Consider the following 15,605-nt stretch of genomic DNA (forward strand, 5'->3'; position numbering starts at 1 on the left):
CCCCCCCCCCCCCCCCCCCCCCCACTCCGGCAATGGCGCAGCGCCTAAGCCTCGGTGAGCGGGTCACCCGCCTCGAGAACTCGGCCAACGTCGAAAACCAGTCCGCCGGCCAGGCCAACCTGGACCAGCAGAACCGCATGGTGCAGCTCCAGACTGAAGTGCAGTCCCTGCGCAACGTGGTCGAAACCCTGCAAAACGAAATCGAACAGCTCAAGCAGCGCAACCGCGAGCAGTACCTCGACCTGGACGGCCGCCTTGGCCGCCTCGAGGGCAACCCCGCCGCGTCCGCCGCCCCCAATGCCCCGTCCGCCACGGCGCCCGCCGTGACGGCCCCGCCTGCCCCTGCCGCCGCTGGTTTCAGCGACGTCGAACCGGCTGCGTCCCCCACCGCCACGTCGGCCGACCCGGGCGCGCCGGTGGACCCGGTTGCCGAGGAAGCCGCCTACCAGGCTGCGCTCGACGCCCTGGTCGAACGCTTCGAGGCCGCCGACTCGGCGCGCCTGTTCCAGGCCTTCCTGCGAGACTATCCGGCCAGCGCGCTGGTGCCCAACGCCTACTACTGGCTGGGCGAAAGCTACTACGTCACCCAGAATTACGACCTGGCCCAGCAGGCCTTCCAAACGCTGCTGACCCAGCATCCGGGTTCGCGCAAGGAATCCGACGCGCTGCTCAAGCTGGGCTACTGCCAGATCGCCCAGGGCCAGCGCGCCGCCGGTGAAGCCACCCTGCGCGATGTCTCGGCGCGCCACGCGGGCACCGACGCCGCCGGCAAGGCCGAAAGCCGCCTGCGCACGCTCGCCACCGAAAACCGCTGAAGCCGGCCCCGTGCCGGTTGCCGCCATGGACACCCCGGCCGCCGAGCGCCTGCGCCTGACCGAAATCTTCCTGTCCGTGCAGGGCGAGGCCCGCGCGGTGGGCTGGCCAACGGTGTTCGTGCGCCTCACCGGCTGCCCGCTGCGCTGCCAGTACTGCGACACCGCCTACGCCTTCCACGGCGGCGAATGGTGGGAAATCGAAACGATCCTGGCCGAAGTGGCGCGCCACGGCGTGCGCCACGTCTGCGTCACCGGCGGCGAACCGCTGTCGCAGAAGCGCTGCCTGGGCCTGCTGGAAAAGCTCTGCGACGCCGGCTACGACGTGTCGCTGGAAACCTCGGGGGCCATCGACATCGCCGGCGTGGACCCGCGCGTGAGCCGCGTGGTGGACCTCAAGACGCCTGCCTCGCTGGAAATGCACCGCAACCTGCTGTCGAACCTGCCGCTGCTGACCGCGCATGACCAGGTGAAGTTCGTCGTCTGCGACCGCGCCGACTACGAATGGGCGCGCGGCATGGTGGCCGAGCACGGCCTCACCGCGCGCTGCGAAGTGCTGTTCTCGCCCTCGTTCGACCAGGTGACGCCGCGCGAACTGGCGGAGTGGATCCTGGCCGACAAGCTGCCGGTGCGGTTCCAGATGCAGCTGCACAAACAACTCTGGGGCGACGCGCAGGGGCGCTGAGATGAAGAAAGCGGTCGTACTGGTATCGGGCGGGATGGATTCGGCGGTGACGCTGGCCCTGGCCCGTGAGCAGGGTTTCCAGTGCCATGCGCTGAGCGTTTCCTACGGCCAGCGGCATACGTCCGAGCTGGCCGCGGCCGCTGAACTGGCGGTCAGCCAGGGCGCGGCGCAGCACAAGGTGGTCACCATCGACCTGCGCAGCATCGGCGGCTCGGCGTTGACCGCCGACATCGCCGTGCCGGAAGCGGCCGGCGAGGGCATACCGATCACCTACGTGCCGGCGCGCAACACCATCATGCTGTCCATCGCGCTGGGCTGGGCCGAAGTGCTGGGCGCCGACGACCTGTTCTGCGGCGTGAACGCGGTGGACTATTCGGGCTACCCCGACTGCCGCCCCGAGTTCATCGAGGCCTTCGAGCGGCTGGCAAACCTGGCCACCCAGGTGGGCGTGGAGGGCCATCGGCTGCGCGTGCATGCACCGCTGATCCGCATGAGCAAGGCGCAGATCGCGCTGGAAGGGCAGCGCCTGGGCCTGGATTTCAGCCGCACCGTGTCCTGCTACCAGGCAGACGACCAGGGCCGCGCCTGCGGGCTGTGCGACGCCTGCCGTCTGCGCAGCGAGGGATTCGCCGCCGCCGGGCTGGCCGACCCCACGCGCTACGCGCCGCGCGCCTGATGCGTTAGAATTCACCCCCGCGCGCTTGGTCGCGCCGGGCAGCACCGTTTTTGTTGGGCCGTTAGCTCAGTTGGTAGAGCAGAAGACTTTTAATCTTTTGGTCGATGGTTCGAATCCATCACGGCCCACCATCTTCCCGGAAGGCATTGCCCGAACGTTGTTGTCGATCGACAGGGAGCGTGGCCGTGGCCGAAATGACCGAACTGGTGATGACGCGGCCGGACGATTGGCACCTGCACCTGCGCGACGGCGCCATGCTCTCGCGCGTGGTTCCCGAAACGGCCAGGCAGTTTGGCCGCGCAATCGTGATGCCCAACCTGGTGCCGCCGGTCACCACTGCCGCCTTGGCCCAGGCCTATCGCCAGCGCATCCTGGACGCCGTGCCCGGCGGGTTGGCGTTCGAACCGCTGATGACCCTCTACCTCACCGACAACACCACGCCGGCACAGATCGAAGCCGCCAAGGCCAGCGGCTGCGTGCAGGGCGTGAAGTGGTACCCGGCCGGCGCCACCACCAACTCCGACGCCGGCGTGACCGACATCCGTCGCTGCGACGCAGCGCTGGAGGCGATGCAGGCGCTGGGCGTGCCGCTGCTGATGCACGGCGAAGTCACTGAACAGTGGGTGGACGTGTTTGATCGCGAGGCCGAGTTCATCCAGCGCCACCTGCTGCCGCTGGTGGCGCGATTCCCGCGCCTGCGGCTGGTGTTCGAGCACATCACCACGCGCCAGGCCGCCGAATTCGTCGCCGGCGCACATGACGGCATCGCCGCCACCATCACCCCGCACCACCTGCTGCTCAACCGCAACGCGATCTTCGCCGGCGGACTGCGGCCGCACAACTACTGCCTGCCGGTCCTCAAGCGCGAAGAGCATCGCCAGGCGCTGGTGGCCGCGGCCACCGGCGGCAGCCCGAAGTTCTTCCTGGGCACCGACAGCGCGCCGCACACGCGCCATGCCAAGGAATCCGCCTGCGGCTGCGCGGGCATCTACAGCGCCCCGGGCGCGATCGAGCTTTACGCCGAGGTGTTCGACCAGGCCGGTGCGCTCGACAAACTCGAAGGTTTCGCCAGCTTCCACGGCCCCGATTTCTATCGCCTGCCGCGCAACGCCGACACCATCACGCTGCGACGCGAAAGCTGGCAGATGCCCGCGCAGTTCGGCGACGGCCCCGATGCGCTGGTGCCCATGCGCGCGGGCGAACGCATGGCGTGGCGCCTGGTTTAGGCAATCACTCACCCGGTCGCGGCGGGGTGTCAGGCCTTGGCCGGTTTGCGCAGAGCCGCCAGCACGTCGGCTGGCCGCATGGGCAGGTGCCGCAGCCGCACGCCCACCGCGTTGAAGATGGCGTTGGCGATGGCGGGCGCCACCACGGTGGTGGACGGCTCGCCCAGTCCCACGGCCGCTTCGGTGCTGGCGATGAACTCGATCTGCAAATCGGGTACGTCGCCCATGCGCAGCGGTGTGTAGGTGCCCAGGTTCGTGTCACGCACCTGGCCGTTCTCGAACTGGGTGCCCTCGTGCAGCGCCATGCTCAGGCCCCACAGCGCGGCGCCCTCGGTCTGCGCCAGGGCGCCGTCGGGATGCACCACCGTGCCGGCGTCGGTCACCAGGAACAGCTTCTCGGTCGTTACCAGGCCCGTGTCGCGGTTCACGCGCACGCGCGCCACGCAGGTGACCCAGGTCGGCATGTCGCGCTCCTGGCCGAACGATGAGGCGATGCCCAGCCCGGTGTCGGGCGGCAGCGTGCTGCCCCAGCCGGAGATCTCCGCAACGCGCCGAAGCACGGCCGCCTGGCGCAGGGCGCCGCCGACCGCATTGGGCGCGCTGCCGGCGTTCGCGCCCGCGCCGTCGAGCAGGCCCAGCCGGAACGCCAGCGGGTCAACGCCCCGCTTGTGCGCGGCTTCATCCATGAAGCTCTCCAGCGCCCAGTTGGTCCAGCCCGGCCCCACCGAGCGCAGCCAGCCGGGACGGAACGAGCGGTTGGCCAGGTCGTTCGAGAGCGCGCGCACGCGGTGTGCGCCCACCGTGTACCAGTGGTCGGCGCCGGCGATGGCGAAGGGGTCGTAGGGTTCGCCGTTCTTGCCCTTGGGCATGAAGGCCGGAACCATCACTTTGGTCGGCCAGCCGGCGCAGGCGTCGTGCTGCATGGCCACCACCCGGCCGTCGGCGTCGAAGCCCATCCGCAGCCGCTGCAGCGAAGGCGAGCGGAAGGAGTCGAAGCGGGCGTCGTCGGCGCGGGTGCAGGTCATCTTCACCGGCTTGCCCAGCGCCTTGGCGGCCAGCGCGGCGGGCACGGCGTAATCGCCGTTGAGCCGGCGGCCGAAGCCGCCGCCCAGCAGGTAGGTGCGCATCACCACTTTGTCTTCGCCCACGCCCAGGGCCTTGGCCAAGGTCGGCAGGATCAGCGACTGCCACTGGTTGCCGGTGTGGATTTCCCACATGCCGTCCTTGAGCTGTGCGGTGGCGTTGACGGGCTCGAGCTGGAAGTGCAGCACGCTCGCGGTGGTGTACTCGGCCTCGAAGGTGGTGGCTGCGGCGGCGAACGCGGCGTCCACGCCGGCGTCGTCCACCACGGTGGAACCGGCAGCCGGGTCGGCGATGAGCCTGGCCGAGTGATCGAGCAGGTCTTTCTCGGACACCGACGCGGTGTCGTCATTGGTCCACTTCACCTCGACCAGGTCTGCGGCCTTGATGGCGGCGGCGGTGGAGTCGGCGAACACCATCACCCAGCCCGGCACGGTGTCCGAGGGGTCTTCCAGCACGACGTGGCCCCGGTAGCCCGCCACCGCTTTCGCGGCGGCATCGTCCACCGACACGACGGTTGAGCCGTTGCGGGTAGGCGGGATCTTGGGCCGCGCATACACCATGCCCTCAAGGTGGGCATCGATGCCGTAGAGGGCCTGGCCGTTGGTCTTGCCCGGGATGTCGATGGCCTGGGTGTCGACGCCCACGAGGCGGCGCTCCGAGGCGGGTTTGGTCGGCAGGGCGTCGAGTTCGTCGGCGCTGAACTGCCGGCTGAGGTTCCCGCGCTGGACGATCTGCGCGTAGCTGATGCTGCGGCCGCCCGCGCTCACGGTGCTATCGCGCGCGGTGCAGGCCGACGGCGACACGCCGAGCAGCCGCGCACCTTCTTCGATCAGGGCGATGCGGCCTGCGGCGCCGGCCTTGCTCAGCAGCGGGAAGCTCTGCCAAACCGACCAGCTGCCGCCGGTCACCATCATTCCCCACTTCGGGTCGCTGTCCACATGCTCGATGCGCACGCTGGACCAGTCGGCCTCGAGTTCGTCGGCGAGGATGCGCGCCAGGGCGGTGCCCACGTGCTGTCCCATCTCGGCGCGGATCACGTGCACGGTGATCAGTCCCTGCTGGTCGATGCGGAACCAGAGGTTGGGGTCGTAGCTCTTCGTCGCGACCAGTGCGTCCGCCGACTCGGGCAGCAGCACCGAAGCGTTGGCGAAAGCCATGACGAAGCCGGTGCCGGCGGCGGCAATCAGGAAACTGCGGCGGGTGAGGGTGGCGGGCGCGGCGCCCGGCTCGCCAAGCTTGCGGAAAAGGCTCATGCCTGCGGCTCCCCCTGCATCTGCGCGGCGGCGAGTTTGATCGCCTTGCGGATACGCGCGTAGGCCATGCAGCGGCAGAGGCTGCCGGCCATCACGGCGTTGATTTCGGCGTCGGTGGGATTGGGATAGTCCTCCAGCAGCGTGGCTGCCTGCATGATCTGGCCCGGCTGGCAGTAGCCGCATTGCGGCGCCTGCGCGGCCACCCACGCCACCTGCAGCGGGTGCTGGCCCGCCGGGTCCAGGCCTTCAATGGTGGTGACGGCTTGCCCGGCCACGGCGCCCACCGGCGTGATGCACGATCGAATGGCGCGGCCGTTGAGGTGCACCGTGCAGGCGCCGCACATGCCGATGCCGCAGCCGAATTTGGTGCCCTTCAGCCCCACGGTGTCGCGGATGGCCCAGAGCAGGGGCGTGTCGTCGTCCACGTCCACCTGGACGGGAAGGCCGTTGAGTTGGAACTGGCTCATGCGTCGTTGCTCCGGGTCAGGGCGCTGGTGGGGATGGCGGGTTCAGGGCGTCCACGCGGGCCGCCAGGTCGGGCCACGGGGCCAGGCTGGTGCGCTGGCTGCGCAGCCATGCGGCCAGCGTCACCACCTGGTCGTTGGAAAACGCGTGCGCGAAGCCCGGCATCATTACGTCGGGCAGGCCTTCCTCCACGCCCACGCCGTGCAGGATCACCTGCAGCAGGTTGGACGGATCGGAGGCCGAAAGTGCGCTGTTGAGGCCCAGGTCCACCCGCAGCAGCGCCGGCACCGGGCCGCTGTTGAAGTGGCAGGAGCCGCAGGCCGCGGCGTAGAGCTGCTCACCCGCAGGCGACGGCTGGCCGATGACCGGCGTGCCGCTGGCCAGCGCCCTGGCCACGATAGCGGCGGTGGTGGCCGTATCGGCCGCAGGTCCGAACCGGTCGGCGAAATACACGGCGATCGCGCGCACGTCCGCTTCCGGCAGCCTGGCCAAGCCCGCATGCACCACCGGCGACATCGGGCCCACGGCCACGCCGTGCAGCGCCGTGCCGCCGTTGCGCAGGTAGGCGAACAGTTCGTCCTGGCTCCAGGCCACGGCCGCGGTGTTGGCTGCCTTGAGCGGCGGCGCATACCAGCCGTCGATGGCGGCGCCGGCGTAGCGCTCGGCTTCGCCCGTGAGTTCGGCGCCCAGCCCATTGCGCGGGCTGTGGCAGGCCGAGCAGTGGGCCAGGCCTTCGGCCAGGTAGGCGCCGCGATTCCACTCGGGGCTGCCGCCGGTGACCGGGCCGTAGGCATCGTCGCGGAAATACAGCAGCTTCCAGCCCGCCTGCAGCATGCGCAGGTTGAGCGGGAAGGCGATGTCGGGCGCTTTCGCCGGTGCGTTCACCGGCGGCAGGCTCATCAGGTAGGCGTAGATCGCGCCGATATCCTCGTCGCTGACCTGGTTGAAGTGCTGGTACGGAAATGCGGGGAAGTGGTGCGAGCCGTCGCGCGACACGCCCTGCTGCATCGCGCGCAGGAAGGCCGCCTCCGACCACTGGCCGATACCGGTGTCGGCGTCGGGCGTGATGTTGGTGGAGTAGAGGGTGCCGAACTCGGTTTCCATCGGGTAACCGCCCGCGTAGGGCGCACCACCGGCGGCGGTGTGGCAGGTGGCGCAGTAGCCGGCGGCCGCGAGCACTTCCCCCTGGGCAATGCGTTCGGGCAGGAAACTGCCGGCCCCGGGGGCGGCGATGGTGTCGATCGCGGGACGGTAGGCGAGAATCCACAGCCCCAGGACTGCAATCACGGCCAATCCCAATGAACCCAATACCAAGCGCTTGAACACGATGACCTCCGCAGGCGGGGTGGTGATGGCGGCACCTCGTGCCGCCGGGCGCACCCGCCGCAGGCACCGCGTTCGTGGCGATGATTCCTGCAGTGGGCACGACCACCTTACGCCCATTCACGGGGAGGCAAAGGTTTCGGGCGGCGTCAGAACGCTCGGCTCAGGCTGATGCTGCCGAACACGGGGCGCTCCACCTGGCCGTGGAACTCGCGCGTTCGTCGAACGTGGGAGCCGGCGATCTTCCAGGGCCCGCGCGTGAAGGCGATACCCAGGCTCAGGTCGGCGACGGCCTTGCGGCTGTCGACGCTGTGGCTGTCCTTCCACGTGTTGCCGTCGAGCGTGATGTCGTGCGCGACCGCGCGTGCGTCCAGCCCGACGAAAAGATGCCCGGCCCACTGGCTGGCGTCGAGTCGGCCGGCGGAGGGTGCACGGTTCTCGCCGGCGGGCCGCATCGGGTCGCTGCCGAAGTCATCGGGCAGCCACCGACCCCAGCGCACTTCGCCTCCGGCATTGGCATAGGTGGCCAGGTTGCCCAGGCTGCCGCCCACGTGCCCGATGGCATCCCAACCCCAGCCGTGCGCGCTGGTTTCGGGGCGGTGCCGCCACAGGCGCTCGTGTACGAGCTGCACCACTACTTCGTCACGCAGCTGGTGGTCCCAGCCCCTGAAACGCTCGCGGCCGAACAGGCGGTGGAGGGTGTCCTGCCCGCCTTCGCCCCACGCCGACGGCCCCACCACGCCCAGTCTGAAGTGGCTGGTTCGCAGGCGATTACCGGTGCGCGCGCTGTAGCCCAAGCTGAGCGTGGCAACGCCGGCATAGGGCCGGTCATCCGCGATCAGGTCGCCGCGCGTCCCGTCGGTGGGCGTGTAGATGCCGTGGGTGATGCCCAGCACCATGTTCTGCTGCTCGAAGCCGCCGGGCTGCCTCCAGTCTAGGTAGCGGTTGAGCCAACGCACCGGCGCGGGAAGGCAGGGGTCTTGGCCGGGTTCGGCGAGGTTGGGAGAAACGAAAGTGATGGCTACGCCGTTGGTATAGCCCTGGTCCTGCTTGGCGCGACCATAGAGGTCGTTGTCCGAACGCACGGTGAGGGTCGCGGGATTGTCGTCACGGTCCAGGCCAGTGCGGCAGGCACCCTCGGCCCAGGCCGCAGCGGGCAGCAGGACGACGATGGCGAGTGCCAGGGCACGTGGGGTCATGGGGCGGGGCACCGGCGTGGGGGGGCGTAATGATACCCGCCTGCGTCGGCACGCCGATGGACGCCGCATGAACACACCGCGCGCTGCGAGTACTCAGGCCTCCGCGGCGTCGCGCAGCGTGGACAGCACCTGTTCGCCGTAGCGATCGAGCTTGGCGGCGCCAACGCCGCTGATGCCGCCCAGCTCGCCGAGTGAATCAGGGCAACGCTCGGCGATCGCACGCAGCGTGGCGTCGTGGAAGATGACGTAGGCCGGCACCGACTGCTCGCGCGCCAGGGAGGCGCGCAGCGCACGCAGCGCTTCGAACAGCGGCAGGCCGTCGGCCGACAGCGGCGCAACGACCGGGCCGGCCCCGCGGCTGCTGCGGCGTTCGCGCTCGCGCGTGCGGGTGGATTCCTCGCGCAGTGCCACCGTTTGTTCGCCTTTCAGAACCGGTCGGCTGGCGTCGGTGAGGCGCAGGCTGCCATGGCCCTCCACGTCCACTTCCAGCAGGCCCAGCGCGACGAGCTGGCGGAACACGCCCTTCCACTGGCGTGCATCCAGGTCGGCGCCAATGCCGTAGGTGCTGAGCTTGTCGTGCCCGAGCTGTTGGATGCGCTCGTTGCCGGCGCCGCGCAGGATGTCCACCAGGTGGGTGACGCCGAAGCGCTGGCCGCTGCGGTACACGCACGACAGCGCCTTCTGCGCGGCAACGGTGGCGTCCCAGGTGCGCGGTGGCTCCAGGCAGTTGTCGCAGTTGCCGCAGGCCTGCGGATAGGTTTCGCCGAAAGCGTCCAGCAGCACCTGGCGGCGGCAGCGGGTGGATTCGCAGTAGCCCAGCAGGGTGTCGAGCTTGCGGCGTTCCAGCCAGCGTCGTTCTTCACCGGCGTCGGAGTTTTCGATCATCTGCCGAAGCATCACCATGTCGCCCAGGCCGTAGCACAGCCAGGCCTGCGCTGGCTCGCCGTCGCGGCCGGCGCGGCCGGTTTGCTGGTAGTAGCCCTCGAGTGACTTGGGCAGGTCCATGTGCGCCACGAAGCGCACGTCGGGTTTGTCGATGCCCATCCCGAAGGCGATGGTGGCCACCATCACCACGCCGTCCTCGCGCAGGAAGCGGCGCTGGTTGCGCGCGCGCACCGCGGCGTCCAGGCCGGCGTGGTAGGGCAGGGCGTCAATGCCCTGCTGCACCAGGAATTCGGCGGTTTCCTCGACCTTGCGGCGCGACAGGCAGTAGACGATGCCGGCATCGCCGCGGTAGGCGCCGAGGAAATCGAGCAACTGCCGTCGCGCGTTGTCTTTCTGCAGCACGCGGTAGCGGATGTTCGGGCGATCGAAGGAGGTGATGAACTGGCGTGCTTCGTCCAGCCCCAGGCGCTCGGCGATCTCGCGGCGCGTGGGCGCGTCGGCGGTGGCGGTGAGCGCGATGCGCGGCACGTCCGGCCAGCGCTCGTGCAGCAGGTTGAGCTCGCGGTACTCGGGCCGGAAGTCGTGGCCCCACTGCGACACGCAGTGTGCTTCGTCGATGGCGAACAGGGCGATGCGGCTGCGGTCGAGCAGGCGCAGGAAGCGGTCGGTGAGCAGGCGCTCGGGGGCGACGTAGAGCATGTCCAGGTCGCCGGCCAACAGGCGGGCTTCGACGGCGGAGGCGGCTTCGCCGCTGAGCGAAGAGTTCAGGAAAGCCGCGCGTACGCCCAACTGCTCCAGCGCCTCCACCTGGTCCTGCATCAGCGCGATCAGCGGCGAAACGATGATGCCCGTGCCCTCGCGCAGCAGCGACGGCACCTGGTAGCACAGGGATTTTCCGGCGCCGGTGGGCATCAGCACCAGGCAGTCGTTGCCGGCGACGATGTGCGCGACCACGGCGGCCTGTTCGCCCCGGAAATCGGGATAACCGAAGACGCGGCGCAGGACTTCGTGGGAAGGAGACGTCATGCCCCCAGTTTACCGGGCCAGAGGGCCGGGGCGTGCAGCGATGTTCGCCCAGGGTGGCGTGCGAACTCCGCCCGACCACCGCCGGGCGGAGATGCCGGGCCTCACTGCAGCAGCGAGCGCAGCATCCAGGCGTACTTCTCGTGGATCTGCAGGCGCTGGGTCAGCAGGTCTTCGGTCGGGTTGTCGTTGGCGTCATCGGCGATTTCGAGCACCTTGCGGCCAGTGCGGCAAACCGCCTCGTTGCCGGCGACCAGCTGGCGGACCATTTCCTGCCACTCAGGGGCCTCGGGCGAACTCGGGTCTTCCTTGATGCTGGCCAGCTTCACGAACTGCGCATACGAGCCCGGCGCATTGAAGCCCAGGGCGCGGATGCGCTCGGCGATCTCGTCCAGCGCCGTCCATTGCTCGGTGTATTGGGTCATGAACATCACGTGCAGGGAGTTGAACATCGGCCCGGTGACGTTCCAGTGGTAATTGTGGGTCTTGAGGTACAGCGTGTAGCTGTCTGCCAGGAAGCGGGACAGGCCGTCGGCGATCTTGCGCCGGTCCTTCTCGCCAATGCCGATGTCGATCTTGGGCGCGCCGTGGGCGACGGCGGCGGGGGAGGAAGCCTTTTTCGATGCCATCTCGGGGACTCCTTGGGGTTTACTGGAACTGTACGCCCTCACGCGTTTCGTGCAAATGAACGGGTCGGGATTGTTACCATTGCCACGGATGGAACATCGCCCCGCCCCGATTCCGCGCTTCCCCGCCGACACCGTGCTCAGCCGCGACCATGGCCGCCTCCGCAGGCTGCTGGGCGCATTGCGCAAGGCGCCCGAGGATGCGGCTGCCCGCGCGGCCTGGGACCAGGCGGTGGCGGCCTCCGCCGCCACGCGCGCCCGGCGCGCTGCGCAGGCTCCCGTGCCCACGTTCGACGACAGCCTGCCGGTGGCGCGCGAGGCGGAAACGCTGGTGGCGCTGATCCGCAAGCATCCGGTGGTGATCCTGGCGGGCGAAACCGGCTCGGGCAAGACCACCCAGCTGCCCAAACTGTGCCTGGCCGCGGGTCGCGGCAGCGCCGGCATGATTGGCTGCACCCAGCCAAGGCGCATCGCCGCCCGCGCCGTGGCCCGGCGCGTTGCCGAAGAGCTGCAGGTGCCCATGGGCGGAGCCGTGGGCTACCAGGTGCGCTTCACCGAGAACGTCGGCGACGACACCTACATCAAGTTCATGACCGACGGCATCCTGCTGGCCGAAATCCAGTCCGACCGCTTCTTGTCCAAGTACGACACCATCATCGTCGACGAAGCGCACGAGCGCAGCCTGAACATCGACTTCCTGCTCGGCTTCCTCAAGCAGCTGGTGAAAACGCGGCCCGACCTGAAGCTGATCATCACCTCGGCCACCATCGACACCGACCGCTTCGCAAGGCACTTCGACGGTGCGCCGGTACTCAACGTCGAAGGCCGCGGTTTCCCCGTGGAAGTCCGCTACCGCCCCGCTGACCCGCAGGAACGGGGTCAGGTTCACTCGTCCGGCAATGAAACCGGCAAGCGCGGCGCCCGTCCCCGGGTAACTGAACCTGACGCCGTTCCCGCCTCGATGGCCGAGGCGATCGTGGCGGCGGCGGATGAGATTACGCGGGAGGATTCGCTGGGGGACATGCTGGTGTTCCTGCCGGGTGAGCGGGAGATCCGCGATGCCCATGCGGCGCTGAACCGGCGCAAGTACCGGTCGACGGAAGTGATTCCGCTTTATGCGCGGCTGTCGGCGCGCGACCAGGACAAGGTGTTCAACCCCGGGCCGGGGCGGCGCATCGTGCTGGCCACCAACGTGGCGGAGACCTCGTTGACGGTGCCGCGCATCCGCTACGTCATCGACCCCGGCGCGGCGCGCGTGAAGCGCTACAGCCCGCGCGGCAAGCTCGATCGCCTGCACATCGAGCCGATCAGCCAGGCCAGCGCCGACCAGCGCAAGGGCCGCTGCGGCCGCATCGCGTCGGGCATCTGCTATCGCCTGTATTCCGAAGACGACTTCAACGCCCGCCCGCGCTACACCGACCCTGAAATCCTGCGCGCGTCGCTGGCGGGCGTGATCCTGCGCATGCTGACGCTGGGCCTGGGCCGGGTGGAGGACTTCCCCTTCATTGATGCCCCCGACCCGCGGGCGATCGCCGACGGCTGGCAGACGTTGACCGAGCTGGGCGCCGTGGACGCCGAACGCAGGCTGACGCCGATCGGCCGGCAGATGTCGCGGCTGCCGGTGGACGTGAAGCTGGCGCGGATGCTGGTGGCCGCGCACGGCCACGGCTGCCTGGCCGAAGTCACGGTCATCACCTCGTTCCTGGGCATCCAGGACCCGCGTGAGCGCCCGGCCGACGCCCGCGAGAAAGCCGACCTCGCCCACGCCGAATTCGCCGACCCCAACTCCGAGTTCATCGGCGTCCTGAACCTGTGGACGGCGTATCGCACCGCCCATGAAGACCTTACGCAGTCCAAGCTGCGCGACTGGTGCGAGCGCCGCTACCTGGGCTTCCTGCGCATGCGCGAGTGGCGCGAACTGCACCGCCAGCTGCTGCTGGCCTGCGAAGAAGTGGGCTGGGATCCCTCGGTCGCCGGTACGCCTGAGGCTGCGCCCCCGTCCACGAAGAAAGCCCAGGCCTTCCACGCGGCGCTGCACCGGTCCCTGATCGCGGGGTTGCCGGCGCAGGTTGGCCACCGCACCGAAAAGGGCTTCTACGATGCGCCGCGCCAGCGCAAGTTCCAGCTGTTCCCGGGCTCATCGCTGGCCAAATTGCCTCCCGCCTGGGTGCTGGTGGCCACCCTGATCGACACCGCGAAAGTGTGGGGCATGATGGCGGCGCGCATCGAACCCGATTGGGTCATTGCCGAATTGGGCCACCTGCTGGCGCGCAAGCACTTCGACCCGCACTGGTCGCGCGCGCAGGGCCGGGTCATCGGCAGCGAACAGATCAGCCTGTTCGGCCTGGTGCTGGCGCCGAAGAAGCCGGTGCACTACGGCGGCCTGTACCCGGCGGAGGCGCGCGAGATCTTCGTGCGCCAGGGCCTGGTGCCGGGCGAAGTGGATACCCGCAGCCCCTTCCTCAAGCGCAATCTCGCCACGCTGGAGAAGGCGCTGGAGGAAGAAGCGAAGCTGCGCCGCGCCGGCCTGGTGGCCGACGAGGACTGGCAGGCCCTCTGGTACCTGGACCGGCTGCCGGCGGACACCAACAGCGTTGCCGCGCTGGACAGCGGCTATGCGAAGGCGTCGCCGGAGCACAAGCGCGCGCTGGAGTGGTCGCTCGCCGACCTGCTGCCGGGCGAAGGCAGCGAGGCCGAGCGGTTCCCGAAGTTCTTCGCGCTGGGCGACGCCCGGCTGGCCCTGCACTACCGCTTCGAACCCGGCCACGCCGAGGACGGCGTGACGCTTGACGTGCCTTTGCACCTGCTCAAGGCGCTGGACGGCGCGCGCCTGGGGTGGCTGGTGCCCGGCCTGGTCGAAGAAAAGGCCACGGCGCTGATCCGGGGCCTGCCCAAGTCGCTGCGTCGCAATTACGTGCCGGCACCCGACTTCGCCCGCGCCTTCGCCCAGGCCTATCCCCAGGCCGAAGCCGACAGTTTGCAAGGGACGTTGGCGCGCTTCCTCACCAAGGCCACCGGCGCTCCGGTGGCCGCGCTGGACTTCGACGAGGCCGCGCTGGACGCCCATTTGCGCATCCACCTGCGGCTGGCCGAGCGCGACGGCAAGGTGCTGGCGACGTCGCGCGACCTGGACGAACTTCGCCGCCTCTTCGGCGAACAGGCCGAGCGCGCGTTCGCCGAACGGGCCGGCGAAGACCTCGCCTGCGAGGGGCTGCTGCGCTTCCCGGCGTCGCCTGTTCCGGCCCAGGTGATGGGCGCCGCCGGCGTGCCGGCGTATCCGGCCTTGGTGGACCAGCAGGAATCGGTGGCGCTGAGCGTGTTTGCCGACGCCGAGCAGGCCGCGCGCGAACACGACGCCGGCGTACGCCGACTGGCCACCATGGCGCTGGCGGAAAAACAGCGCCAGGTCCGCAAGCAGCTGCCGGTGTCGCCCAAGCTGGCGCTGCTTTACGCCGCCATCGAACAGTTCGCCCAGGCACCGGGCGGGTCGCCCGCCCACGAACACCTGCGCACCGACCTGGCCCAGGCCGCGCTCAATGCGGTGCTGGCCGAATCGTTCACCGGCGTGCGCGATGCCGCGGCGTTCCAGCAGCGCGTGGACGCCGCCGGCCGCAGCCTGTTTGCCGAGGCGATGGCGCGGCTGCAGCTGGCCGAGGCCATCCTGGGCGCGGTGGCCGACATCAAGCCGCGACTGGAATCCAAGCTCCTGGGCTGGGCCAGCGGCAACCTCGACGACCTCAAGTCGCAGCTTGCCGGGCTTGTGCCGCCGGGCTTCCTGCGCAACACCCCAGCCGATGCCCTGGCCGAATACCCGCGCTATCTCAAGGCGCTGTCGCTGCGCGCCGATCGCGCGCTGCGTGACCCGGTGCGCGACCAGGGTCGCATGCTTGAACTCAAGCCCTTCACCGACGCGCTGGCAAACGCACGGCGCAACGGCACGGCCATGCAGCCGGCGTGGCAGGCGCTGCGTTGGGACCTGGAAGAGCTGCGCGTGTCGATGTTCGCGCAGGAGCTGGGGACGCGGCGCCAGGTATCGGCCAAGCGCCTTGCCCGCCAGCTTGAAGCGCTTACTTGATGCGCTTGACCCGGGCGCGGGTGTTGTAACCCTCGACCTTCAGGTACCAGGAATTCAGGATTCCCGGCTCGACGATGACGGTGGGGTCCTGCAGCGACACCTTCAGGCGCGCCGAACTGTCGGTCACTTCCCACACCTGGCCGTTGACCAGCGTGATGCGGTCGCCCTGGCCATCCCAGCCCTTGAACGGACCCTTGATGCTGGACACCACGGCGCCGTCGTCCCGGGTGCGGGATTCGAAACCGCGCGTGTCGGCGGCCGGCGTGGCGGCGAC

At 69.5% G+C, this 15,605-nt stretch carries 10 protein-coding genes, 1 tRNA gene and 2 pseudogenes; 6 read left to right on the forward strand and 7 right to left on the reverse strand.

What is annotated here, in order from left to right:
• The 5 genes from ybgF to pyrC form a co-directional block, all read left to right on the forward strand.
• A partial coding sequence (gene ybgF, locus K0M70_RS06805) for a tol-pal system protein YbgF (RefSeq protein WP_343211196.1) occupies positions 1–815 on the forward strand: 815 nt, incomplete at its 5' end.
• 25 nt (positions 816–840) lie between these two features.
• On the forward strand, positions 841–1,497 hold the full coding sequence (queE, locus tag K0M70_RS06810) for a 7-carboxy-7-deazaguanine synthase QueE (RefSeq protein WP_290780891.1): 657 nt from the start codon (positions 841–843) through the stop codon (positions 1,495–1,497).
• Position 1,498: 1 nt separating this feature from the next.
• Complete coding sequence (gene queC, locus K0M70_RS06815) at positions 1,499–2,173, forward strand: 7-cyano-7-deazaguanine synthase QueC (protein ID WP_290780893.1); 675 nt, start codon at positions 1,499–1,501, stop codon at positions 2,171–2,173.
• A gap of 55 nt (positions 2,174–2,228) precedes the next feature.
• Positions 2,229–2,304, forward strand: a tRNA-Lys gene (locus K0M70_RS06820).
• 63 nt (positions 2,305–2,367) lie between these two features.
• Complete coding sequence (pyrC, locus tag K0M70_RS06825; protein ID WP_290780909.1) at positions 2,368–3,399, forward strand: dihydroorotase; 1,032 nt, start codon at positions 2,368–2,370, stop codon at positions 3,397–3,399.
• 29 nt (positions 3,400–3,428) lie between these two features.
• Here pyrC and K0M70_RS06830 read toward each other — a convergent pair whose 3' ends face one another.
• The 6 genes and pseudogenes from K0M70_RS06830 to K0M70_RS06855 all read right to left on the reverse strand — a co-directional run.
• Complete coding sequence (locus tag K0M70_RS06830) at positions 3,429–5,735, reverse strand: molybdopterin cofactor-binding domain-containing protein (RefSeq protein ID WP_290780895.1); 2,307 nt, start codon at positions 5,733–5,735, stop codon at positions 3,429–3,431.
• Positions 5,732–6,202: a (2Fe-2S)-binding protein gene (locus K0M70_RS06835; protein ID WP_290780897.1), complete on the reverse strand. Its 471-nt coding sequence runs from the start codon at positions 6,200–6,202 to the stop codon at positions 5,732–5,734. The genes K0M70_RS06830 and K0M70_RS06835 overlap by 4 nt, the downstream gene beginning before the upstream one ends.
• Positions 6,203–6,218: 16 nt before the next feature.
• A complete protein-coding gene (locus K0M70_RS06840; RefSeq protein ID WP_290780898.1) occupies positions 6,219–7,487 on the reverse strand; it encodes a cytochrome c in 1,269 nt (422 codons plus the stop codon).
• 185 nt (positions 7,488–7,672) lie between these two features.
• Positions 7,673–8,722 carry a lipid A deacylase LpxR family protein gene (locus K0M70_RS06845; RefSeq protein ID WP_290780899.1) on the reverse strand — a complete coding sequence of 350 codons (1,050 nt, stop codon included), beginning with the start codon at positions 8,720–8,722 and terminating at the stop codon, positions 7,673–7,675.
• A gap of 93 nt (positions 8,723–8,815) precedes the next feature.
• Complete coding sequence (gene recQ / locus K0M70_RS06850; protein ID WP_290780901.1) at positions 8,816–10,633, reverse strand: DNA helicase RecQ; 1,818 nt, start codon at positions 10,631–10,633, stop codon at positions 8,816–8,818.
• Positions 10,634–10,734: 101 nt separating this feature from the next.
• A pseudogene (locus tag K0M70_RS06855) lies at positions 10,735–11,214 on the reverse strand (Dps family protein); the annotation flags it as partial.
• 133 nt (positions 11,215–11,347) lie between these two features.
• Between K0M70_RS06855 and hrpA the strand changes: the two are divergent.
• The gene (gene hrpA, locus K0M70_RS06860; protein ID WP_290780905.1) at positions 11,348–15,331 is read left to right on the forward strand and encodes an ATP-dependent RNA helicase HrpA; all 3,984 of its coding nucleotides are present in this window, start codon (positions 11,348–11,350) and stop codon (positions 15,329–15,331) included.
• Here the strand turns inward: hrpA and K0M70_RS06865 are convergent.
• Positions 15,324–15,605 (reverse strand): annotated as a pseudogene (locus K0M70_RS06865) (hypothetical protein); the annotation flags it as partial. The gene hrpA and the pseudogene K0M70_RS06865 sit on opposite strands and share 8 nt — an antisense overlap.

It is taken from the genome of Arenimonas sp. (assembly GCF_019459675.1).
In the GTDB taxonomy this organism is placed as follows: Bacteria; Pseudomonadota; Gammaproteobacteria; order Xanthomonadales; family Xanthomonadaceae; genus Arenimonas.

What these genes read in the sequence shown, in the direction of transcription:
- K0M70_RS06830 (WP_290780895.1), bottom strand. Translation starts at nt 5,735, where the DNA reads ATGAGCCTTTTCCGCAAGCTTGGCGAGCCGGGCGCCGCGCCCGCCACC.
- queC (WP_290780893.1), top strand. Translation starts at nt 1,499, where the DNA reads ATGAAGAAAGCGGTCGTACTGGTATCGGGCGGGATGGATTCGGCGGTG.
- recQ (WP_290780901.1), bottom strand. Translation starts at nt 10,633, where the DNA reads ATGACGTCTCCTTCCCACGAAGTCCTGCGCCGCGTCTTCGGTTATCCC.
- queE (WP_290780891.1), top strand. Translation starts at nt 841, where the DNA reads ATGGACACCCCGGCCGCCGAGCGCCTGCGCCTGACCGAAATCTTCCTG.
- hrpA (WP_290780905.1), top strand. Translation starts at nt 11,348, where the DNA reads ATGGAACATCGCCCCGCCCCGATTCCGCGCTTCCCCGCCGACACCGTG.
- K0M70_RS06835 (WP_290780897.1), bottom strand. Translation starts at nt 6,202, where the DNA reads ATGAGCCAGTTCCAACTCAACGGCCTTCCCGTCCAGGTGGACGTGGAC.
- K0M70_RS06845 (WP_290780899.1), bottom strand. Translation starts at nt 8,722, where the DNA reads ATGACCCCACGTGCCCTGGCACTCGCCATCGTCGTCCTGCTGCCCGCT.
- pyrC (WP_290780909.1), top strand. Translation starts at nt 2,368, where the DNA reads ATGACCGAACTGGTGATGACGCGGCCGGACGATTGGCACCTGCACCTG.